20 protein-coding genes are annotated in these 21,631 nt (G+C 75.8%); 8 read left to right on the top strand and 12 right to left on the bottom strand.

What is annotated here, in order from left to right:
• Positions 1 to 52: 52 nt before the first annotated feature.
• Both QWY28_RS14720 and QWY28_RS14715 read left to right on the top strand, forming a co-directional pair.
• The gene (locus QWY28_RS14720) at positions 53 to 1,315 is read left to right on the top strand and encodes a hypothetical protein (protein WP_300953315.1); all 1,263 of its coding nucleotides are present in this window, start codon (positions 53 to 55) and stop codon (positions 1,313 to 1,315) included.
• On the top strand, positions 1,312 to 1,971 hold the full coding sequence (locus QWY28_RS14715) for a PaaI family thioesterase (RefSeq protein WP_300953314.1): 660 nt from the start codon (positions 1,312 to 1,314) through the stop codon (positions 1,969 to 1,971). The genes QWY28_RS14720 and QWY28_RS14715 overlap by 4 nt, the downstream gene beginning before the upstream one ends.
• Here QWY28_RS14715 and QWY28_RS14710 read toward each other — a convergent pair.
• A complete protein-coding gene (locus QWY28_RS14710) occupies positions 1,946 to 3,313 on the bottom strand; it encodes an alpha/beta hydrolase domain-containing protein (protein WP_300953313.1) in 1,368 nt (455 codons plus the stop codon). The genes QWY28_RS14715 and QWY28_RS14710 overlap by 26 nt on opposite strands.
• A gap of 41 nt (positions 3,314 to 3,354) precedes the next feature.
• Positions 3,355 to 7,107: a SpoIIE family protein phosphatase gene (locus QWY28_RS14705; RefSeq protein ID WP_300953312.1), complete on the bottom strand. Its 3,753-nt coding sequence runs from the start codon at positions 7,105 to 7,107 to the stop codon at positions 3,355 to 3,357.
• Between the two features lie 408 nt (positions 7,108 to 7,515).
• On the opposite strand from QWY28_RS14705, the gene QWY28_RS14700 reads away from it, so the two are divergent.
• Positions 7,516 to 7,665 carry a hypothetical protein gene (locus tag QWY28_RS14700; protein ID WP_300953311.1) on the top strand — a complete coding sequence of 50 codons (150 nt, stop codon included), beginning with the start codon at positions 7,516 to 7,518 and terminating at the stop codon, positions 7,663 to 7,665.
• 38 nt (positions 7,666 to 7,703) lie between these two features.
• Here the strand turns inward: QWY28_RS14700 and QWY28_RS14695 are convergent, their stop codons facing one another.
• Positions 7,704 to 7,994: a hypothetical protein gene (locus QWY28_RS14695; RefSeq protein ID WP_300953310.1), complete on the bottom strand. Its 291-nt coding sequence runs from the start codon at positions 7,992 to 7,994 to the stop codon at positions 7,704 to 7,706.
• Between the two features lie 81 nt (positions 7,995 to 8,075).
• Here QWY28_RS14695 and QWY28_RS14690 point away from each other — a divergent pair, with 81 nt between their 5' ends.
• The gene (locus tag QWY28_RS14690; protein WP_300953309.1) at positions 8,076 to 9,155 is read left to right on the top strand and encodes an FUSC family protein; all 1,080 of its coding nucleotides are present in this window, start codon (positions 8,076 to 8,078) and stop codon (positions 9,153 to 9,155) included.
• Positions 9,156 to 9,241: 86 nt separating this feature from the next.
• Here QWY28_RS14690 and QWY28_RS14685 read toward each other — a convergent pair whose 3' ends face one another.
• The gene (locus tag QWY28_RS14685) at positions 9,242 to 12,067 is read right to left on the bottom strand and encodes a crotonase/enoyl-CoA hydratase family protein (protein ID WP_300953308.1); all 2,826 of its coding nucleotides are present in this window, start codon (positions 12,065 to 12,067) and stop codon (positions 9,242 to 9,244) included.
• A 167-nt stretch (positions 12,068 to 12,234) separates the two neighbouring features.
• On the opposite strand from QWY28_RS14685, the gene QWY28_RS14680 reads away from it, so the two are divergent.
• Positions 12,235 to 12,630, top strand: coding sequence for a VOC family protein (locus QWY28_RS14680; protein WP_300953307.1), 396 nt, complete (start codon positions 12,235 to 12,237; stop codon positions 12,628 to 12,630).
• 26 nt (positions 12,631 to 12,656) lie between these two features.
• Here the strand turns inward: QWY28_RS14680 and QWY28_RS14675 are convergent, their stop codons facing one another.
• From QWY28_RS14675 to QWY28_RS14660, 4 genes are read right to left on the bottom strand one after another with little or no spacing between them, the layout of a single operon-like run.
• Positions 12,657 to 13,268: a LutC/YkgG family protein gene (locus tag QWY28_RS14675; protein ID WP_300953306.1), complete on the bottom strand. Its 612-nt coding sequence runs from the start codon at positions 13,266 to 13,268 to the stop codon at positions 12,657 to 12,659.
• Positions 13,265 to 14,740, bottom strand: a complete 1,476-nt coding sequence (locus QWY28_RS14670) for a lactate utilization protein B (protein ID WP_439117261.1) — start codon at positions 14,738 to 14,740, stop codon at positions 13,265 to 13,267. The genes QWY28_RS14675 and QWY28_RS14670 overlap by 4 nt, the downstream gene beginning before the upstream one ends.
• 17 nt (positions 14,741 to 14,757) lie before the next feature.
• Positions 14,758 to 15,498 (bottom strand): (Fe-S)-binding protein, encoded by a 741-nt coding sequence (locus QWY28_RS14665; protein ID WP_300953304.1) that lies wholly within the window; start codon positions 15,496 to 15,498, stop codon positions 14,758 to 14,760.
• Between the two features lie 5 nt (positions 15,499 to 15,503).
• On the bottom strand, positions 15,504 to 15,944 hold the full coding sequence (locus QWY28_RS14660; RefSeq protein WP_300953303.1) for an FGGY-family carbohydrate kinase: 441 nt from the start codon (positions 15,942 to 15,944) through the stop codon (positions 15,504 to 15,506).
• Between QWY28_RS14660 and QWY28_RS14655 the strand changes: the two genes are divergently transcribed.
• Positions 15,862 to 16,803, top strand: a complete 942-nt coding sequence (locus QWY28_RS14655) for a LacI family DNA-binding transcriptional regulator (protein WP_300953302.1) — start codon at positions 15,862 to 15,864, stop codon at positions 16,801 to 16,803. The genes QWY28_RS14660 and QWY28_RS14655 overlap by 83 nt on opposite strands.
• A 13-nt stretch (positions 16,804 to 16,816) precedes the next feature.
• Here the strand turns inward: QWY28_RS14655 and QWY28_RS14650 are convergent, their stop codons facing one another.
• On the bottom strand, positions 16,817 to 18,694 hold the full coding sequence (locus QWY28_RS14650) for a gamma-glutamyltransferase family protein (protein ID WP_300953301.1): 1,878 nt from the start codon (positions 18,692 to 18,694) through the stop codon (positions 16,817 to 16,819).
• Between the two features lie 105 nt (positions 18,695 to 18,799).
• On the opposite strand from QWY28_RS14650, the gene QWY28_RS14645 reads away from it, so the two are divergent.
• Positions 18,800 to 19,399: a hypothetical protein gene (locus QWY28_RS14645; protein ID WP_300953300.1), complete on the top strand. Its 600-nt coding sequence runs from the start codon at positions 18,800 to 18,802 to the stop codon at positions 19,397 to 19,399.
• 13 nt (positions 19,400 to 19,412) lie between these two features.
• Here the strand turns inward: QWY28_RS14645 and QWY28_RS14640 are convergent, their stop codons facing one another.
• From QWY28_RS14640 to QWY28_RS14630, 3 genes are all read right to left on the bottom strand, one after another.
• A complete protein-coding gene (locus tag QWY28_RS14640; protein ID WP_300953299.1) occupies positions 19,413 to 19,829 on the bottom strand; it encodes a DUF4260 domain-containing protein in 417 nt (138 codons plus the stop codon).
• A gap of 232 nt (positions 19,830 to 20,061) precedes the next feature.
• Positions 20,062 to 20,283, bottom strand: a complete 222-nt coding sequence (locus QWY28_RS14635) for a hypothetical protein (protein WP_300953298.1) — start codon at positions 20,281 to 20,283, stop codon at positions 20,062 to 20,064.
• Positions 20,280 to 20,432 carry a hypothetical protein gene (locus tag QWY28_RS14630; RefSeq protein WP_300953297.1) on the bottom strand — a complete coding sequence of 51 codons (153 nt, stop codon included), beginning with the start codon at positions 20,430 to 20,432 and terminating at the stop codon, positions 20,280 to 20,282. Before QWY28_RS14630 ends, QWY28_RS14635 begins: the two co-directional genes overlap by 4 nt.
• Positions 20,433 to 20,438: 6 nt before the next feature.
• Here QWY28_RS14630 and QWY28_RS14625 point away from each other — a divergent pair, with 6 nt between their 5' ends.
• The gene (locus QWY28_RS14625; protein ID WP_300953296.1) at positions 20,439 to 21,605 is read left to right on the top strand and encodes a hypothetical protein; all 1,167 of its coding nucleotides are present in this window, start codon (positions 20,439 to 20,441) and stop codon (positions 21,603 to 21,605) included.
• Positions 21,606 to 21,631 lie beyond the last annotated feature (26 nt).

Raw genomic sequence — 21,631 nt, 5'->3', positions numbered from 1 at the left:
GCCTGGGGTCAACACTGTTGACACCCTTCCCGAGGTGGCCGACGATGCCCGCATGCCCAGCCGGTACGCCGATCTCTCCCGCGCCCAGCTCGCGACACTCGTGCCCGAGCTGCTGCTGATCGGCCAGCTCATCGACCGGTCCGGGATGGCGTGGTGCATCTCCGCCTTCGGCCGCGAGGAGATGGCGCAGATCGCCATCGAGGAGTGGGCCGCGGCCTCGCCGATCTACACCCGCCGGATGCAGCAGGCGCTGGGGTACGCCGCGCCACCGGGCGAGGGCGACGTCGTCACGATCTTCAAGGGGCTGCAGCTCGACATCGGCGCTCCCCCGCAGTTCATGGACTTCCGGTACGCCGTCCACGACCGCTGGCACGGCGAGTTCCACCTCGACCACTGCGGCGCGCTCATGGACGTCGAGCCGATGGGTCCGGACTACGTCCGCTCGATGTGCCACACGATCGAGGACCCGACCTTCGACGCCACCGCGGTCGCGACGAACCCACGCGCCCAGGTGCGCCCGCTGCACCGCCCGCCGCGGGTGCCGGCCGACCGGCAGCCGCACTGCGCGTGGACGGTGCGGATCGACCCGTCGTACCCGCCCGTCGAGGGCATCCCCGCGCTCGCGGTCAACGCGCGCTCGCGGGCCGCCACCCTCGAGCTGGACCCCGTCGACCCCGGGGACGAGGGCACGCCCGACTACCGCGGGCCGCTGCTGGACGACCTTGACTTCGCCGCGTTCAGCCACTCCGCGCTCGTCCGGATCGCCGACGAGGTCTGCCTGCAGATGCACCTGCTCGACCTGGCGTTCCTCATCGCGCTGCGCGCCCGCACCGGCGACGACGAGGCCGGCCGGGCCCAGCACCGCACCATCGCCACCCGGCAGCTGGTCGGCATCGCCGGCGTCGCCGCCGACCGGATCCGCCGGGCGCTCGACCTGCCCGCCGACGCCGACGGCGCGGTGGAGGTGCTGCGGCTCCACCCGCTGCTCAACCCGGCGGCGTACGTCGAGGCGTCGTTCGGCTCCGGGACGCTCGCGGTCTCGTCGTCCGCGGCGCACGAGGACGGCGCATGGGTCTCGCTGGTCGGTCCCGGCTCCCCCGAGCCGCTGCGCGCCGCGGTGCGCGGGGTGAGCCCGTTGCTGGACGTGGAGGTCGCCGGCGACGACGACGCGTGGACCGCGGTCGTGCTCACCCGCGACGAGCCGGCCCGCGAGCACGACGAGGTGGCGGTGACCCGGATCAGCACGGGCGCGTCGTTCGCCTTCGAGCCGCGCCGGTCGCTGCCGATCTTCCCGGTGCAGGCGGCCCCGGCGTGAGCGCGCCGGCGGGCGAGGCGCCCTCGTCCGGCTACGCCTCGATCTTCGTCGAGGAGGACCTCTCGACCGCCGAGGTCGACCGGCTCGAGGCGGTCCACCGCCCGCTCGCCGACAGCGTGCGCGAGCTGGTCGACGCGACGATCCGCACGACCGTCGACGACGAGGAGGTCGCGGCCGTCCGCGCCGAGGTCGACGCCCTCGTCGCGCGGTTGCGCGCGCGCCAGATCGAGGGCGCGGCGGGGGTCCGCTACAACGCCGAGGGCCGCACGTGGAGCTGGGGCAACGCCGTGGTCGGCGAGCGCAACGCCCTGGCGCCGCCGCTGGACGTCGTGCGCGACCCCGACGGGCTGGTGCACGCCGACACGCTGCTCGGCGCGGCGTACGAAGGGCCGCCCGGGATGGTCCACGGCGGCGTCGGCGCGCTGCTGCTCGACCACGTCATGGGCGTGACCGCGAGCGCCCGGAAGCGGGTGACCTTCACCGGCACGCTCACGATGCGCTACGTCCGCAGCACGCCGCTCGGGCCGGTGCGGCTGGAGAGCCGCATCGACCGCGAGGAGGGCCGCAAGGTCTTCGTCGTCGCGACCCTCGCCGACCCCGACGGCGTGACCGTCGAGGCCGAGGGCGTCTTCATCGTCCCGCGCTGGGCGGCCTGAGCGAGCCGGTCGCCAGGCCCTCCTCGACCAGGTCCGGGCGGGCCTCGGCGAGCAGCTCGTCACGGTCGTCGGCGAGCACGAACCCTGCGGCGATCGCCGCGTCGGTGGCCCGCTCGTAGGCCTGCAGGTACGACGCCACGTCGGCGTACAGCTCGGCGACCCGGCCGGGGGCCAGCGGCAGCGTGCTGCCGAACAGCTCGCAGATCGCCGGCGCGCCCGGCTCGGTGTCGCCGGCGAGCACCTGGGTCGGCGCGTCGACCGCCGGGGTGCGGATCCCGCCGCGCGCGTTGCCCGAGCCGTCGAGGACGAACCGGCCGTCCTCGACCTCGAGCCGCGCGGCGCTCGGCGCGGCCGGCCCGCCCCGCGCCCAGGTCTCGAGGTGGCGCAGCGCCGCGCGGACGACGTACGCCTGCTGGCCGCGGTTCACCGGCCGGGGGCAGGTGAGGTACTCCTCGAAGTCGCCGATCTGGAACTTGTCCGCGTGCGCGGTCCCGGCCACCTCCCACAGGCGCACCCGCTCGGCGTCGGGCTGCCGCGCCGGCAGGTAGGCCAGCCGCCCGGTCAGGTCGGTCTCGGTCTGCACCACGACGACCGGGACGGCCACGTCGGCACGGACATGGGTGGGCGCGCCGAGGCGGAAGCTCGCGATGTCGACGGCCTCCCCCGGCTCGCCGAGCGGCATCGCGGCGCCGCCGCGGGAGTGGACGAGGAACCCGTCGAAGCGGCCGGTGAGCGGCTGGACGCCGTCGACGTAGGTGGTGAGCGCGTACGCCGACTGGGACTCGCCGATCGCGAGCAGGCAGGTGACCTCGCCCAGGGTCGCGCCGAGGTGCTCGACGAGCGCGCCGGCGACCTCGGTGAAGACGTCGTAGGCGTAGGCGTCGCCCGGGTGGTGCAGCGCGGCGTACCGCTCCTGCCCCCGCAGCCCGGCGGTCGGCGCACCCAGCCCGACCGCGGAGACGCCGCCCATCACGCCGATGTGCTGCGCGGAGACGCCCGCCCAGGCGTGCCCCCGCCGGACGACCTCGTCGGCGAGGTAGGTCCAGTCGGGCGCCGCGTCGGTGCCGGAGCTGACGTTGAGCCACTCCACCACCAGCGTCCCGCTGTACGTCGCCGGGTCGGCCGGCGCGCGCAGCACGACCCGGGTCGCGAAGTCCGCGCGGTCGCGCCCGGCCAACGTCCACCGGCCGTCCTGCGGGAGGTCGTCGGCGGCGAACGAGCGGGCGCTGCCGGCCGCGACCAGCTCGGACTCGGCGTACCCGGCCGCGGCCAGGTCGGGCCCCGGCCGCGCGGCCAGCAGGCCGTGCTCGCCGGGCGGGAGGGTCGTGAGCGTGGTCGCCATGCCCGCGATCCTGCCCGGTCCGGGGCGGCGGCGCCGCAGGATCAGACGACGCGCTCCAGGACGACGGTCGTGCCGCTCTCGCCGGGGACCACGCGGACCTCGCCGGCGGCGCTCATCAGGGCGGCGCCGTGGCCGCGGTCCATGCTCGGCCCGCGCTCGCGCCAGCGGCCGAAGTCCTGGACCTCGACGCGGACCCGCCGCTCGACGTCGTCGACGGCCACCCGCACCAGCACCCGGTCGCGGGTGGGCGCCACGGCGTGCTCGACGGCGTTGTTGACCGCCTCGGTGAGGCTGACCAGCACCTCGAAGACGTCGCGCTCGTCGAGGCCGGCGGCCAGCAGGCGCGGCCGGACCTCGCGACGGGCGCGGCCCGAGGCCTCCGCCGCGAGCGGCAGGTCCAGCTCGAGCTCCAGCGGCACGAGCACCGGCCGGGGCGCGGCCCCCGGAGCGCGCTGCAGGACCAGCACCGCCACGTCGTCGGTGCGCTCGCGACCGGCGAGCAGGCCGAGCACGTCGTCGACGAGCTGACCCACCTCGCTCCCGGCCCGGTGCCGGAGCAGCTCCACGAGCCGCTCGGGTCCGCCGTCCAGCTGGGTCTCGCGATCCTCGACGAGCCCGTCGGTGTAGGCCACCAGCGACGCGCCGTCCGGCACCTGCGTGCGGCCCTCGGCCGGGGCCAGGCCGAACGCCGCGCCCAGCGGCGGGGTCACCTCGCCCCCCAGCACCTCGGCCCGGCCGTCCGGCGCGAGCACCACCGGCGGCGGGTGCCCGGCGTTGCACCAGGTGAGCACGCCGGAGACGACGTCGAGGTGGCCGAGGAACATCGTGGTGAACGACGCCCCCGGCATCCGGTCCATCAGCTCGTCCAGCGCCGCGACGCTCTCGGTCGGGCTCAGGCCCTCCAGCGCGTAGGCGCGCACGGCGGTCCGCAGCTGCCCCATGACCAGCGCGCTGGTCAGGCCCTGGCCCGCGACGTCGCCGATGCACAGCGCCACCCGTCCGTCGGGCAGCGCGAGCACGTCGTACCAGTCGCCGCCCACCTGCACGGAGCGCTCCGCAGGTCGGTACGCCGCGGCCAGCCGCAGCCCCGGGACGTCGGGCAGCCGGTCGGGCAGCAGCGCCTGCTGCAGCGTGGAGGCGACCGCGACGTCCCGCTCGGCGTGCCAGCCCTCCTCGATGACCGCGGCGAGCACGCGGGTGACCGGCTCGAGCATCGCCCGCCGCTGCGGCTGCAGCGCGGCGGCTGCAGGCAGGCGCACCTCGATCGTGCCGAGCCGTCGCTCGCCACGCCCGCGCACGGTGGCCGTCAGCCGGTCCGCGGTGGGGCTCGAGGCACCCGCGCCGTACACCACGTCGGGCCCGCCGTCGTCGGCGGCCAGCGTCAGCACCACCTCGTCGGCCGGCAGGAGCACCCGCACCTGCTCCACCAGGCTGCCGAGCGCGTCGTCGAGCCGCCGGCCCGAGGTGATGAGCGCCGCGGCGTCGGCGAGCTCGTGGAGCTGCGCAACGTGCTGGGTCCGCTGGCGGGCCAGGCGGAGGGTGGTCCGCAGCCGCGCGAGCAGGTCCGAGCTGAGGAACGGCTTCACGACGTAGTCGTCGGCGCCCAGGTCCAGGCCCTCGGCCGACGCCCCCTCGCCGGCGCGCGCCGAGAGCACCACGATCGGCAGCGTCGCGGTGCGCGGGTCCGCCCGGAGCGCGCGGACCAGCTCGAACCCGTCGAGCCGCGGCATCATCACGTCGGTCAGCAGGAGGTCCGGGACGTCGTGCAGGGCGCGCTCCAGCGCCGCCTGCCCGTCGGGCACGGCCGTGACCTCCCAGCCCTCCCCCTCGAGCAGGCGGGTGACGTGCTCGCGCATGTCGGCGTTGTCGTCGGCGACGAGCACGCGCGTCCGGTCGCCGTCGGTGGGCGTCGGTACGCCGCCGGGCCGGGCGGGCGCGCCGGGCTCGACGACCGGCACCCACGACTCGGCCTCCTCGACGGCCGCCGTGAGCCGCGGTCCGGCCACCGGGCTGCTCTCCACCGGGCTGCCGGGACTCGTGGGAGCGGCGGGCGCCGGCCGCGCCGGCAGCCGGACGGTGAACGTCGTCCCCACGCCGACCGTGCTCTCGACCTCGACCGTGCCGCCGTGCAGGGCGACCAGCTCGCCGACGAGCGCCAGCCCGATGCCGGAGCCCTCGTGGCTGCGGGAGCGCGCGCCCCGGGCCCGGTGGAACCGGTCGAAGAGCCGGGGCAGGTCCTCGGCGGGGATGCCGACGCCGGTGTCGGCGACGACGAGCCGCACCTCCTCGCCGGTCACCTCGCCGGCCGCCTCGCCGGTCGCCTCGCCCGCGTCGAGCCGGACCGCGATGCCGCCGGCGAAGGTGAACTTCAAGGCGTTGGAGAGCAGGTTGGTGACGATGGTCTCCCAGTGCACCGGGTCGAGGACCGTCGGCGGGAGCTCGGCGCAGGTGACGTCCAGGGACAGCCCGCCGCGCTCGACGGCGGCGCGGAACCCGCTGGCGACGTCGCCGGTGAGCTCGGCGAGGTCGACGACCTCGGGATCGGTGGAGGCGGCGCCCGCCTCGAGCGAGGAGAAGGTCAGCAGGTTGTTGACCAGCTTCAGCAGCCGCCGGGAGGCCCGCAGCGCGGTCCCGACGCGCTCGCGCTGCACCGCGGACAGCGGGTCGTCGACGTCCTCGAGCGCGTCGCCGAGCGGGCCCAGCATGAGCGTCAGCGGCGTGCGGAACTCGTGGCTGACGTTGGTGAAGAACTCCGTCTTCACCCGGTCCAGCTCGGCCAGCGCCTCGGCGCGGGCGCGCTCCTCCTCGTAGGCCAGGGCGTTGCGCAGGGCGGTGCCGACCTGCTGGGCGAGCAGGCCGAGGAAGGAGCGGTACAGGTCGTCGAGCGCCCGGCTCGGCGAGACGCCGGACACGAGGACGCCCAGCGGGGTGCGCGGGTCGGCCGAGGGGATCGGGATCGCCACCGCCTCGGTGACCGGCTCGCCGAAGGCGCCCCCGAGCACCCGCGTGCCGGCCGGCACCGCGACGCTCGTGGCGGCACCGCGGGCCGCGGCGGCGATCCCCCACGGGTCGTCGGCGGCCCCGTCTGCATCGGCGGGCAGGTCGCCAGGCAGGTCGGCAGGCAGGTCGGCGGGCAGGCCCTCGATCGAGGCGGCGACCCGGCGCAGGCGGTCACCGGAGCGCAGGTAGAGCCCGACGAACGGCACGTCGAGCGGCTGCTCCTCGATCGCGGCGAGCACGCGCGTCGCGACCTCGTCGACCGGCACCGTGGTGTCGTCGGCCAGCGTCACGGCCTGCAGCAGCCGCAGTCGGCGCTCGCCCACCACCTGCTCGGTGACCTCCGAGCAGACGGTGAGCACGCCGCGGGTCACGCCCTCGTCGTCCTCGGCCGGGGCGTGGCTGACGCTGAAGTACGCCTCCTCGCGGTAGCCGGCCCGCTCGAGCAGCAGCTGCAGCGCGGGCACCCAGCTCGCGACCCCGGTCTCCATCGCCTCGGCGATGAGCGGGCCGAGCACCGGCCAGCCCTCCGAGAGGGTGACGCGGCAGTCGCCACCCATCGCGGCCGGGTGGCGGTCGCCGATGAGGCCGGAGTAGGCGTCGTTGTAGATCTGGGTGAACTGGTCGCCCCAGAGGATGAGCATCGGGTAGCGCGAGGACTGCGCCGTGCGCACCAGCACGCGCAGCGTCTCCGGCCAGGTCTCGGGCTCGCCGACCGGGGTCGCCGCCCAGTCGGTGGCGGCCATCAGCCGCCCGACGGGGGTGCCCTCGTCGAACAGGTCGCGCCGTCGGCCCACGAGGTCTCCTTCCGCCGTGCCGCGGCGGGAGCCTATGCGACGAGACCGACGACCACTCCTGCCCGGCTCCCAGGGCGTCGAGCGCGGCCACCAGCGGGCGCCGCTCCTGGCCCGTGCCGCGGCCGCCGGCCCGTTCCCACAGGCGCCGCACCACGGCCGCCAGGTCCCGGCCGTCCTCGTCCAGGTGGCCCGCGAACCGCGGGTCGACCTGCCAGCGGGCGTCGTCGGAGGCGCGGGCCGCGACCGCGTCGTGGAACACCTCGAGCGACCGCGCGCGCTCCTCGATCCTCTCCCCCGGCAGGGTCAGCCAGCGCAGCCGACCGGCCCACAGCTCGCCGCGGGCCGGGTCGACGTCGATGTCGACGTCGAGCACGGTGCCCACCTCCCCCTCGATCGCGTGCCCTCGCGGTGCACCTGCACCTCCTGGGCCAGCCGCACGACGTCGTCGTCGGTCATCGAGGAGCCCCCGAGCAGCAGGTGGCGGTGGTCGACGTCGCGGTGCAGCTCGAGCACCCCGCGCGGTCCAGCGGCGACGCGCCAGGCCCGCCCGCCGGGTGATCAGCGGGGTTGGGGCGGGCCAGGGGTCGACCCCGGGGTCAGGGCCGGCCGCAGGGCCGGGCGGAGCCGGCGAGGGCGAGGACCCGCCCGACGTGGGCGGGCAGCAGGTCGACGGGGGCGGCCCGGCCGGGCAGGCCGGCGTTCGGCTCGGTGAACCATCCGGCGATCGCGTCGAGGTCGTAGCCCTGGTCGGCGAGCACCGACGCGACCGCGGTGACGTCGTCGCGCAGGGCGCCCGCCTCGTCGTACCAGAAGGCGGGGCGTTCGCGCCGTTCCCCGCGCTCGATCGTCCGCAACGCCACCGTGCCGCCCTGAGTCCCCGAGTCCATGTCCCTACCGTGCCAAGCGGGTGATGTGACGATGCTCACCCCTGCGGGTGACGGTCGTCCCAGGTCGGGTACCGGGTCCCGATGCGATCCCCCGACTCCTGGCGCGACCTCTGGCGCGACCTGCGGGCGGCGACCTGGAGCCACCCGCGCCTGCTGCTGTCGTTCAAGACGGCCGTTGCGGCGGGGCTCGCGTGGTTGCTCGTGCAGCCGCTCAGCGGCCCCATCGGCGACTACCCCTACTACGCGCCGATGGGCGCGGCCGTCGCGATGTCCACCACGGTCGTCGGCTCGGTCCGCACCTCGGTCCAGGCCGTCGGGGCGATCGCGGTCGGCGCCGCCGTGGCGGGGTCGGTGGGGCTGCTCGACGCCCCCGGCTGGCTGGCGCTCGTCCTCACCATCGCCGTCGCCACACTGCTCGCGGGCATCCGGGCGCTCGGCTCGATGGGCGGGTGGGTGCTGGTGGCGGCGCTGTTCGTGCTGGTCATCGGCGGGCACGACCCGGAGGCGTACGTCGCGGCGTACGTCGGCCTCACCGCCTTCGGCGCGCTGGTGGCCACCGCCGTCAACGTGCTCGTCCCGCAGCTGCCCCTGGCGCCGGTGGCCCGGGCGCAGGCGCGGCTGCGGCACCGCCTCGCCGACGAGCTCGACGACCTCGCCGACGGCCTGCTCGCCGAGGACCTGATGGACGGCTCGTCCTGGGAGCACCAGCGGCGCCGCATCGAGCCGCACCTGACCGAGCTGCGTGCGCTCGTCGCCGAGGCCAACGACGCCCGCCGGGCCAACTGGCGGGCCGGCCACTGGTCGCAGACCGCGGATCGCCGCTACGCCCAGGCCCGGGCGCTGGAGCGGCTCGCCGGCTGCGTCGACGAGGTCTTCGTGCTGGTCTCGGACGAGCGCGCGTCGGTCCACGCCGACGAGGGACCCGCGGCGGAGCTGCGCGAGACCATGGCCCGCGCGCTGCGAGCCGTGGCGGTCATGCTGCGCAGCGCCGAGGAGGACCCGCGCGAGGAGGACGCTGCCGCCGTGCCCACCGCCGACGCCGAGCGCTGCGTCGCCGACCTCGGCCTGCTCGTCGCCCGGCTGGCCGGCGCCGACGACAAGCACCTGCCCGCCGCCGCCGTCTGGGTCAACCTCGAGCGGGCCGTCGAGGCCTGGTCCTGACGTCGCCCGCTGGCCCGGCAAGCGGCCCGGCCGCGCTTGTCACGCGAGGCGCGACCGGCCGGGCGGGCCGCTGGCTAGCGGCTCGGTCAGCGGCCCTTCCAGACCGGGTCGCGGTGCTCGGCGAAGGCGGCGATCCCCTCGGCGGCGTCCTCGGACATGATCGCCACGCCCGCGAGGTCGCTCTGGCGGGCGAAGGCCTCCTCGGGCGACCACGAGGGCGACTCGAGCACGATCCGGCGGCTCGCGGCGACCGAGAGCGGGGCGTTCGCGACGATCTCCTCGGCCAGCGCGAGCGCGGCGTCGAGCACCGCGCCGGGCTCGGCCAGCCGGTTGACCAGGCCGAGCTCGGCCATCCGGGTGGCGGGCATCGGGTTGCCGGTGAGCGCCAGCTCCATGGCGACGTTCCGGGGCAGCCGCTCGGTGAGCCGCAGCACGCCACCGGCCGCGGCCACGAGCCCGCGCTTGGGCTCGGGGATGCCGAACTGCGAGTCGGGCGAGGCGACGACCAGGTCGGCGACGAGCGCGAGCTCGCAGCCGCCGGCCAGCGCGTGGCCCTCGACGGCGGCGATGACCGGCTTGGCGATCGACAGGGCGGAGATCCCCAGCGGGCCGCGCTTGTCGGTGAGCGCGAACGAGCCGGCGGCGGCCGCCTTGAGGTCCATCCCGGCCGAGAACGTCCCGCCCGCACCGGTCAGCACGGCCACCCGCAGCTCGTCGTCGGCCTCGAAGGCGTCGACCACCCGCTCGAGCAGCTGGGCGGTGCGCAGGTCGATCGCGTTGCGCCGCTCGGGCCGGTTGATCGTGATCACCAGCACCGACCCGCGGCGCTCGGCGAGGACCGACGGCTCGGGCGGCTCGGGCAGCTCCTGGCGCTCGGTGCCGGTGAACCGCAGCGTCTTGGCGTCGGAGACCTCGACCGGCAGGTGCAGCGGGTCGCCGCCGACGACCTGCTCGAGCACCTCGGCCTGCGCGGAGCGCACCAGCACCCGCTCCCCGGCGGGGGTCAGCACGGAGAGGATCGCGTGCTCGGGCGCGCCGGAGCGGTCGTACTGGGCGGTCGCCGCCTCCACGACGCCCGGCCCCGACCAGGTGTCGAGCGCCGGGCGCGAGCGCTCGGGGAGCAGCACCGGCGCGAGGGCGCGGTACGGCGCGCGCGGCGGCGTCGCGGAGTAGATGCCCAGCGCGTGCTTGGTGACGAACCACCCGAGCGAGGTCGACAGCCCGTAGGACTCCGGCTCCGCCCGCAGCCGCCCGACCAGCGTCGCGACCGCGTGCGTGCCGTAGTTGTTGCCCGGACCGCCCGCGAAGGTCAGCCCGCCGGTCACCGACAGCGGCCGCTCGGCGTCGTCGAGCGGGAAGCCGAGCTCCTCCGCGGCGATCTGCACCGCTGCCGGGAAGCAGGAGTAGAGGTCGACGTGGTCGACGTCGTCGGGACCGATGCCGGCATGCGCGAACGCCGCCTCCCCGACCGCCCGGATCGCCGGCGAGGCCGCGAGGTCGCGCCGCTCCGAGACGAACCACTCGTCGTACGCCGCCGCGCCGGCGTGCAGGAAGACCCACCGGTCCTGGGGCACCCCGAGCGCCTCCGCGGCGGCGACGCTGGTGACCACCACGCCGGCGGCGAGGTCGACGGTCAGGTTCGCGCACAGCAGCTTCGGGTAGGGCTCGCTGATCATCCGGTTGCCGGCGTCGGGGGTGGCCAGCTCCTCCGGCGTGAACGCCTTCGGCAGCCAGGCGTGCTCGTTGCCGGCGGCGACCTCGGAGAGACGCGACCACAGGCCGGTGATGGTGCGGCGGTGCTCCTCGGGGGTCTCGCCGGCCCTGGCGCGGACCGCGGACTCCATCAGCGCGTACGTGTAGACGGGCACGCTGAGGCCGGCCGCCGTCTCGGGCCCGTTGTTGGCCTCCCGGTCGCTGCCGATCACCCGGTCCGGCGCGACGTCGGCCGGCTGGGTCGGCCAGTCCAGGTCGATGCCCTGCTTCTGTGCGGCCGCCAGCGTCGCGCCTGCCTCGGCGCCGCAGACGAGCACCACGTCGGCGGCGCCGTCGGCGACGGCCTGGCCGGCGGCGTTGATGAGCACCTGGCCGGCGTCACCGCCGTACGGCGCGGACATCGCGGTCTCGTCGGGCTCGGCACCGAGCGCCTCGGCCACGAGCGCGGCGGCGTCGCGGTAGGTCCACGACGCACTCGCGACGGCGTACACCGCGTCGGCCGCGCGCAGCAGCTCCTCGCCCGCGCCGCTGTCAGCACCGGCGCGGCGCAGCGCCTCGACGGCCAGCGCGACCGGGTCCTGGGGCGCGCCGAGGTCCGGTTCGCGCTGGGCGACCTGGCCGACGCCGACGAGCACGGGGGTGCGGGGGTCCAGGCGGGTGCCGGTCCGCTCGTGGACGACCGTGCGCCGCGGGAACCGGCCGCCCGCGGAGGTGGCCGGGTCGGCGGCGAGCTCGGCGGCCCGGGCGGCGAACCGCGTCGCGGACTCGGTGAGCGCCTCCTCGACGCTCGCGGCGACCGTCGCGCCGAGCGGCCCCTCGACCGGGTCCCCGCCGATGCCGGCCTCGACGGCGACGCGGACCGCGCCGTCCTCACCGGTCACGGAGATGCGCAGCCCGAGGGTGAGGTCCATCGGGCCGGTGCCGTCGAGGGCGACCAGCCCGGCGTCGGCCTCGACGACCGTCCAGGCGATGTCGGCCGGGATCCCCATGAGGGTGACCTGCTCCTCGAAGGTGTCGCCGGCGGTGGCGACCTCCGGCGGCGAGCCCCGGAACGACGCGTGCATGCTCAGCCACGCGGCGTACCCCGCCAGGTCGGCGACGAGGTCCTGCGCGAGCGCGAGCGGTGCACGTACGTCGGCGGCGGCGCGCACCACGCGGGCGAACCCGGCGAGCTGGGTGGGCAGGTCGGACTCGCTCATGCGGCCTCCATCGATCCGTCGGACCACGCCAAGAAAAAGTCAGGCGTGACTGTTTGTTGGGAGGGTAGCGGAGGCGCTCCTCCCCCGCGACCGATAAGTCCGGAGCGGCTGCGAGGTCTCCACCGGCATCACCCAGCACCTCCACCACCGAGCACCCAGGAGACCCGATGAGCCGCATGATCTTCACGAACCTGCCCGTCGCCGACGTCCAGCGGGCCCGCGACTTCTGGACCGCGCTCGGCTTCGAGTTCGACGAGCAGTTCAGCGACGGCAAGGCCGCGTGCCTGGTCCTCAACGAGCTCTGCAACGCGATGCTGCTGCAGGAGGAGTTCTTCCACTCCTTCCACGCGACGACCTCCGCCGGCAGCGGCACCGAGGTGCTCGTCTGCCTCTCGGCCGAGAGCCGCGAGGAGGTCGACGAGCTCTGCACGCGGGCCGCGGCCGCCGGCGCCACGGACACCGACGAGCGGACCGGCGACGGCCCGATGTACGGCGGCTCCTTCCGGGACCCCGACGGCCACCTGTGGGAGATCGTGCACATGGACATGGCCGCGATGGGCTGAGGCTCCTCGCCGGCCGGGGCCGGGGGTCAGGCCGGGTCGACGACGACGACGTGCAGCGTGCGGGGGCCGTGGACGCCCTCGACGCGGTCGAGCTCGATGTCGCTGGTGGCCGAGGGGCCGCTGATCCAGGTGAGCGGGCGGCGCGGGTCGAGCCGGTCGAGGGCGTCGGGGACGTCGGGGACGACCTGCTCGGCGCGGACGACGCACACGTGCCGGTCCGGCACGAGCGTGAGGGCGCGGCGCCCCTGGCCGGGGCCGTGGTCCAGCACGATCGTGCCGGTCTCGGCGACCCCGACGGCGGCCTCGGTGACGACCGCGTCGACGCGGTCCAGCTCGAGGGCGGACAGGCCGGTGTCGACCACCGCACCCGCGACGTCGAAGGCCAGGCCCGGCGGCACCACGACCGTGCCGGACCCGCCGGGCAGGTGCCGGCCGAGCGCGGCAGCGACGACGTCCTCGAGATCGGCCGGCGCACACCGCTCGACGACGGCCCGGTAGTGCTCGACGCGGTCGGCGAAGTGCCCGACCAGGTCGGCGACCGGCGCGACCCGCGGCGCAGGCGCCTCGGGCGCGGTCCGGTCGACCCCGTCGAGGGCCGCGCGCACGCGCCCGAGGATCTCGTCGCGTGCGCTGCTCACGAGCGGCCTCCATCGGTTCGTCGCCACCAGGCGCGGAACGACTCCCGCGGCGGGGCGGGCAGGTCCCGCGCACCGGTCCACGCCGCGGCGCCGGGGCCGGGGATCCGGCCGGCTGCCGAGCGGCCGCCCGGCAGCGTCGTACGTCCGAAGCGGGTCAGCACCCGCCCGGCGACGCCGGACGCCCGCTCGACCCAGCCCAGCCGGCGGCTGTCGCCGAAGGACCAGGCCGCCGCCCGCATCGCCAGCGCCTCGGCCTTGGGGACGGTGTCGTCGCGGTGGCCGTCGACCACCTTCGAGCGCAGGTGGACCAGCACCTCGGGGATGTCGATGCGCACCGGGCAGACCTCGAAGCAGGCGCCGCACAGCGACGAGGCGTACGGCAGCGAGTCGGTCTGCTCCCCCTCGAGGCCCGGCCGGCCGGTGCCCTTCATCAACGGGTTGAGGATCGCGCCGATCGGGCCCGGGTAGACCGAGCCGTAGGCGTGCCCACCGGTGCGCTCGTAGACCGGGCAGGCGTTGAGGCACGCCGAGCACCGGATGCAGCGCAGCGCCTGGCGGCCGACGTCGTCGGCCAGCGCGCGGGTGCGGCCGTTGTCGAGCAGCACGACGTGCACCTCCTGCGGGCCGTCACCGGGGGTGACGCCGGTCCAGGTCGAGGTGTAGGGGTTCATCCGCTCGCCGGTCGAGGACCGCGGCAGCAGCCGCAGCAGCGGGTCGAGGTCGGCGAAGGTCGGCACGACCTTCTCGATGCCGACGACGCTGACGAGCACCTCGGGCAGCGTCAGGCACATCCGGCCGTTGCCCTCGGACTCCACCACCACGAGCGTGCCGGTCTCGGCGACCGCGAAGTTCGCGCCGGAGACCGCGACCTTGGCGCGCAGGAACTTCTCCCGCAGGTGCTCGCGCGCCGCGCCCGCCAGCACGGCCGGCTCGTCGGTCAGGTCCGCCGGCGCCGGCCGCCCGACCTCGCCCATCGCGCGCAGGAAGATCTCGCGGACCTCGGCCCGGTTCCGGTGGATCGCCGGCACCAGGATGTGGCTGGGCAGGTCGTCGCCGAGCTGCACGATCAGCTCGGCCAGGTCGGTCTCCCAGGCGGCGATGCCGTGCTCGGCGAGCGCCTCGTTGAGGCCGATCTCCTGGGTGACCATCGACTTGACCTTCACGACCTCCTCGGCGCCGTGGTCGCGGGCGATCCGGGCGACGACCTCGTTGGCCTCGGCCGCGTCGCGGGCCCAGTGGACGGTCGCGCCGCGGGCGGTCAGCGACTCCTCGAGCCGGACGAGGTGGGTGTCGAGGTCGCGCAGCGCGGCCTCCTTGACCGCCGCGCCCGCGAGCCGCAGGTCCTCCCACTCCTCGACCTCGCCGACGACGGCCGCCCGCTTGGCGCGGATCGTGCCGGTGGCGTGGGCCAGGTTGTGCCGCAGCTGGGTGTCGGCCAGCGCCGCCCGGGCCGCGGTCGGGAACGCCGGCATCCCCACGAAGGTCCCGCTCACGCCGCGTCCTCCTCGGTCGAGGCGAGGATCTCGGCCAGGTGCATCACCCGTACGCCGGCCTGCTGGCGCGACAGCACGCCGCCGACGTGCATCAGGCAGGAGTTGTCCCCGGCCACCAGCACCTCCGCGCCGGTCCCGCGGACGTGGCGGGCCTTGTCCGCGCCCATCGCCACCGAGGTGTCGGCGTTCTTCACCGCGAACGTCCCGCCGAACCCGCAGCACTGCTCGGCCCCGGGCAGGTCGACCAGCCGCAGCCCCCGCACGCTCTCCAGCAGCCGCCGGGGCCGGTCCCCCACCCCGAGCATCCGCAGCGAGTGGCACGTCGGGTGGTAGGTCACCGTGTGCGGGAAGTACGCCCCGACGTCGGTCACGCCCAGCACGTCGACGAGGAACTCCGAGAGCTCGTGGACCTTCGGCGAGGTCTCCGCGACCGCGGCCGCCAGGCCGGCGTCACCCGAGCGGCGGGCCACCAGCCCGTGCTGGTGCCGGGCGGACCCGGCGCAGGACCCGCTCGGCGTGACGACCGCGTCGTACCCCGCGAACGCGTCGACGAAGGTCCGCACGACGGGCACCGCCTCGTCGAGGTAGCCGGTGTTGACCATCGGCTGCGCGCAGCACGTCTGCGCGGCCGGGAAGTCCACGTCCACCCCGAGCCGCCGCAGCAGCCGCACGACCGCCTTGCCGGTCTCGGGGAACATCGCGTCGTTGACACAGGTCACCATCAACGCGACGCGCATGCCGCTCACGCTACGTCCCCCGCCAGCAGCCGCTGCTCCGCGGCGTCCCAGTCCAGGCCAGGGCGCGGCTCGAAGCGGTGCAGCTCGTGGGTACGACGCACCAGGTCGCGCATCGCGGCCAGGTCCGGCAGCTGGGCGCCGAGCGAGCGGGCCTGCACGAGCACGTTGCCCAGCGCGGCCGCCTCCGACGGGCCGGCGAGCACCGGCAGGCCGGTCGCGTCGGCGGTGAGCTGGCACAGGAGGTGGTTCTGCGACCCGCCGCCGACGACGTGGACGACCGTCGGGGCCCGCCCGGCGAGCTCCGCGGCGACGCGCAGGGACGTCGCCGCCGCGGCCGGCGTCTCGCTGGGGACCGTCTCGAACGTGCTGAACCGGCCCGACCGGGTCAGCCCGGGGACCCGCGAGCGGGTCGAGCGGGTGATGGCCGAGCTCGGCTTCGTCCGCAACGAGTCGGCGCGCCAGCTGCGGGTCGGGAAGAGCCGCACCCTCGCCTACGTCGTGCTCGACGCCGGGAACCCGTTCTTCACCGACGTCGCCGCCGGCATCGACGACGCCGCGGACGACGCCGACCTCTCGCTGTTCCTCTGCAACAGCGCCAACCGCGCCGACCGCGAGGCGGCACACCTGACCCTGCTCGAGCAGCAGCGCGTGCAGGGCATCCTGATCACCCCGGTGGACCCCGACGCCGCCGCGCTCGACCAGGTCGCCCGCCGGGGCACCCCGATCGTCGTGGTCGACCGCACCCGCCGGCTCGAGGACTTCTGCACCGTCGCCGTCGACGACGTCCTGGGCGGCCGCCTGGCCGTCGAGCACCTCGTCGACCGCGGCCACCGCCGGATCGCGGTCGTGGGCGGTCCGACCAGCATCGGGCAGGTCCAGGACCGGTACGCCGGGGCGCGGGCCGCCTGGACCGACGCGGGCCTCGACCCCGACGACCTGGTGCCGCTCGAGACCGACGCGATGACCGTCGCGGAGGGCCGCTCCGCGGGCGAGCGCCTGGCCGGGCTGGCCGCGCGGCGCCGGCCCACGGCGGCGTTCTGCGTCAACGACCTGCTCGCGCTCGGCCTGCTCCAGCAGTCGATCGGCAGCGGCCGGTCGGTGCCGGGCGACCTCGCGATCGTCGGCTACGACGACATCGAGTTCGCGGCCGCCGCCGCGGTGCCGCTCACCTCGGTGCGCCAGCCGCGGCACCAGCTGGGGCGGACCGCCGCCTCGCTCGTGCTCGACGAGTCGACCAACCCCGACCACCGCCACCAGCAGGTCACGTTCACCCCCGAGCTGGTCGCCCGCGCCTCGACGCTGTGACCTCGAGCCGCCGTCAGCGGGCGAACGCGGTGGTGCTCTCGTGCGGGTCGGCGCCGGCCTCGACCCGCCCGCCCGGGAGCCGCCGGACGATGCCGACCCCGCCGAGCTCGTGGTCCCACCGGTCGAGCCGCTCGACCTCGTAGCCCCGCGCCTCGAGCGCGTCGTGGAGCTCGTCGTCGAGCGGCGCCTCGAGCTTGATGCCGTGCGGCTCGGTCACGTGCGGGGTGAACGAGCTCGGGAAGTTCAACGACATGAACCGGGGCGCCTCGACGGCCTCCTGCAAGTCCATCCCCCACACCAGGATGTTGAGCAGCACCTGGAGGTTGGTCTGCGCCTGCACGTCGCCGCCCGGCGTGCCGAGCGAGATCTGCCCGCCGCCGGCCTCGTCGACCATCACCGCGTGCGGGGTGATCCGCGGCCGCTTGCCCGGCTCCAGCCGGTTGGGGCTGTCGGGGTCGAGGCTGAACTGGGTCATCCGGTTGCCGAGGTTCATCCCCGTCCCCGGCACCATCGGCGTCAGCGGGAAGTCGCTCGGCGTCAGCGTCACCGAGTCGCCCCGTGCGTCGACGACCGCCAGGTGGGTGGTGTCCTTGCCGAGCAGCGGGTCCGGGACGTGCGGCCGGGCGGCGGTCGCCACGTCGCCGGCGGCCGGCATGCCGTCGTACGACGTCTCGCCCATCTGCGCGCGGCGCTCGGCTGCGTGCTCGGGCGAGAGCAGCTCGGCGACCGGCACGTCGACGTACGCCGGGTCGGCGACGTACGCCTCGCGGTCGGCCATCGCCAGGTCGATGGCCTGCAGCACGGTGTGGACGTACTCCTCCGAGCCCCAGCCCATCGCCTCCAGGTCGATGCCCTCGAGGATCTCGAGCGCCATCGGGACGACGATCCCCTGGTTCCAGGTGCGGTTGGTGCGGATCGTGCTGCCGTGGAAGTCCGACGCGAGCGGCTCCTCCCACTCCCCCGCGTAGCCGGCGAGGTCCGCGGCGGTGATGAGCCCGTCCTCCTCCTCCTGCAGCTCGACGATCTCCTCGGCGAGCGGTCCCGCGTAGAAGTGGTCACGCACGGCCTGCAGGCCCGCCTCGCGGTCGCCGCCGGCCTCGAGCGCCGCGGTCTCGGCCGCGCCCAGCGCCTCGAGGGTCTCGGCGAGGTCCGGCCGCTTGAACCGGTCGCCGACGTGGATCGGCCGCCACCACTCGCCCTTCGTGAACTCGTGGGCGTTGTAGGGCATCAGCACCTGGAAGCCGATCCGCTCCACGAGCGAGAAGTCGAGGTTGTGGGCCATCACCTCGTGGACCGGGAAGCCCGTGCGCGCGAGCTCGATCGCCGGCGCCGCGAGCTCGGCGAAGGCCATCGTCCCGTGGTCGCGCAGCAGCGAGACCAGCACGTCCGGCGAGGCCGGGAGCAGCTGCGCCCACACGTCCATCTCCGGGACCTCGTCCCAGTCGCGGTCGCGGAACCTCTCCAGCGTGGCCGCCGCCGGGGCGGTGCCGGCGCCGGTGTAGCTGCTGACCTCGCCGGTGCGCCCGTCGCGGAAGAGCAGCGGCGCCACACCCGGGAAGCTCGCGGCCTCGCCGAAGGTGACGTTGAGCGTCAGCAGGCCGGCGATCGCCGCGTCGGCGGCGTTGCCGCCGGCCTCGAGCACGTCGCGCATCGCCTCCGCCGCCCACGGCGTGCCGGCCACCACGGCGTACTCCGTGCCGGTCGCCATCGTCCGGGTCTCGCCCTTGGGGCTGTCGAAGTCCATCGGGTCGCGCGGGCCCTTCGGGAGCGCCCAGTAGACGCATCCGAGCACCACGACCAGCACCAGGAAGCCGATGCCGATCCGCCGCAGCCAGCGCCGCGTCCGCGGGAACCGTCGAGCGTCCTGCCGGGCCCTCGACCTGCGACGCACTGCACCCTCCGTCCCGGCCGGGCTGGTCCCCGGCGGCGTCACTGTGCCACGCAGCGCGCACCTCCCGCGGCGGAACCGCGAGCCCTCCTCGGGCGTCGTACCGGGGTGCCGCGCCTCCCCCGCCTCGCCGCGCTCCTCGCCCTCGTCGTGCTCCCGCTGCCCGCCGCGGTGGCGGCGACCGCCTCCCCCGCCGCGGCGCTCTCCTGCGTCGAGCCGCAGCGCGTGCGGGAGACCGCGTCGCTGGTCTTCACCGGCCAGGTCGTCGACACCGTCGACGGCCAGCTCGAGGTCGCCGTGGAGGAGGTACGCCGCGGCGAGCTGCCGCCGGAGATCGCGGTGGGCTCCGGCTCCGGCTCCGGCTCCGGCTCCAGCTCCGGTGCGACGGTGCGGCTGACGGTCGAGGCGGAGATGTACGGCCTGTGGCCGCGGGAGGACGGCGAGCTCGCCGACGGCTGGCGCTCGGAGCGGACCTGGCTGTTCCTGCCCTACGAGCACGAGGGCCGGTGGCTGGTGAACCCGTGCAACTCCTGGCTGACCTCGGCCGGCCGCTCGGACGGCGATCGGGGGCCGGGCTGGGAGCGGAGCGGGACGGCGTCCGGCGGGCCGTTCGACGCGACCGCCGTGCTGGCCGGGTCGGCCGGCGCGGCCGTCGCCGCGGGTGGGCTCGCCGTGTGGCTGGTCCGCCGCCGGCGTACGCAGGGCTGAGCGACGAGCGGCGTCAGCGCCCGATGCGACCGAGGTGGGTGTCGGTGAAGGCCGTGTCGTACTTCAAGCCGTAGCCGAGCGCCCGGTCCATCCCGATGTGCGCGAACCACACCAGCGCCACGCCCTGCCACGCCGTCGTGTCGGCCGCGAGGGCGATCGCACCCAGCAGGGCGGGTGCCGGGTAGGAGTGCGCGAGGTTGTAGGTCCACGCCCCGACCCGCGTCGAGCGGGCGTAGCCGACCATGAGCACGTCCGGCACGAACAGCAGCAGCGGCACCCACCACCACGGCTCGTCCAGGCCGACGACGTACGTCGTCAGCGCGGCCACGAGCAGCACCGCCCCCTCTGCCTGGAGGATCCGGCGCGGGGTGCCGACCACGCCCGGCGTGGAACGGGCTGCCGCCGGCTCGGCGGTGCGTGGGTCCGGCACGGGCCGCACGCTACCCCTCCAGGGTCGTGGTCGGGCCGCGGTCGGGTGACGCGGGCCGGCCGGCTCCTCGGCGCTCGCGTGGGTGACGGGGTGCTCCCGGCTCCCCTCGGCCGCCCTGAGCCTCGTGGAGCGACCCTGTGGTCGCTCCACACGTGTCAGGACGCGTGTGAAGCGACCACAGGGTCGCTGGAGAAAGGCCGCGTGACGGCCGCACCGTCGGCCGACGACCCGCTCAGGCGGCGGTCGCGTGGCGCACGGCGGCCGACTCGGTGCCGGTCGTGCCGGGGGTCGCGGGCAGCTCGGTGACGGTCGTCGCCGGCTTGGTGGCCTGGCTCGCGCGGAACGCCAGCAGGACGGCGAGCCCCATGCAGATCACGGCCATGAGGGCCATGCCGCCCTGGAGGAGCGCCCAGGTGGTCGGGCTCCAGTCGAGCTGCTCGTAGTTGGTGGTCATCGGACCTCCTCGTCGCGGGTGTTGCCACCACCCTCGTCGCGGGCGCGCGTCGTCGGCAGGTCCGGGAGTCCCGAGGTCGCAAGGACCTTGGTCCCGGCCGCCCCGGCCGCCCCGGCCGCCCCGGCAACCCGCTCGGCGGTCCCTAGCATGGCCCGATGGGGACGCGTCGGGTCGTGGGAGTGGCGGCGGTGCTGCTGGTCGCGCTGGTCGCCGGCGGGCTCGTCCTGGAGCGCGGCCTCGGCGGCACCGACCGCGCGGCCGTGCTCGACCCGCGGGCCGAGCCGCTCGCGGTGGCGGCGCCGGTCCCGACGTACACCCTCGGCGCGGAGCGCGGCCTGCTCGTGCGCTCCGGCGGGGCGGGGCGGGTGCTGCCCGACGGGGTCGAGGGCCGCTGGCTGCCTGGCGGCGCGCTGCTCGTCGTCGCCGAGGACCGCCGCAGGCTGCGGCTGGTCGACCCGTCGTCGGGCGAGGTCCTCGCGGAGGCGCCGGTCGGGCTCGCCGACCTGCCCGGACGGTCCGCGGGCCGGGTCAACCTGCTCGCGCGGTACGGCCGGCCGAGCGTCCTGCGGTCGTGGTCCGCCGATCTCGGCGCCGCTGAGAAGGTCGTGCTGCCGGAGACCGACGACCCTGCGGCCGAGGACGACCCGGACATCACCCGCAACTACTTCGGCGTCGCCGCCACCGTCGGCGACGCGACGTTCGTGCTCTGGCACGACAGCAGCGAGACCTACGACGACGGCGACCGCGGCGTGGCCCGGATCCGCGACGGCGAGGTCGACACGGTCCTGCGCGGCGAACCGCTGGTCGCGCTGTACCTCAGCGTCGACGGCGCCTCCCTGCTCGCCCTGCGGCAGGTGCGCGGCGAGCCGTGCGGCGGGTGCGTCGTCGAGCAGGAGGTCGTCGAGATCGACCCGGTCGAGGGGACGCTGCGGTCCTACGGCCACCCCGACGAGTACGACGAGAGCTGGCGCGTCGACGCGATCGACCGCGTCGGGGACCGCGTCGCCGTCCGCTACGTCCGGACCGGGGACGGCCGCGTGCCGCGCGAGCGGAACCTCCTCGGCACCTACGTGTACGCCGACGGCGACTGGTCGCTGCTGCCCGGCAGCGACGAGGCGACCACGTGGTGGCAGGACGGCGGCCGGGTCATCGCCCGGCCGGCGCGCGAGCCGCTGCGCGGCGCGGACGGCTACCGGATCTCGTGGGTCCGCGACGGCAGCGACCGCGAGCGGCCGGTCGAGGGCGAGCTGGTCACGACCTACGGCCGGTTCGGCGCCCGCTTCGGGTCCGTCGCCGGGCAGCTGCTGCCGCCCGGCGACTGACCCCTCCCGCTCCGGTGCCGCTCCTC

The organism is Nocardioides oceani, from assembly GCF_030412965.1.
GTDB lineage: Bacteria > Actinomycetota > Actinomycetes > Propionibacteriales > Nocardioidaceae > Nocardioides > Nocardioides oceani.
The sequence above is the reverse complement of the archived record's forward strand: the minus strand, read 5'-3'. Positions and strand labels throughout refer to the sequence as shown.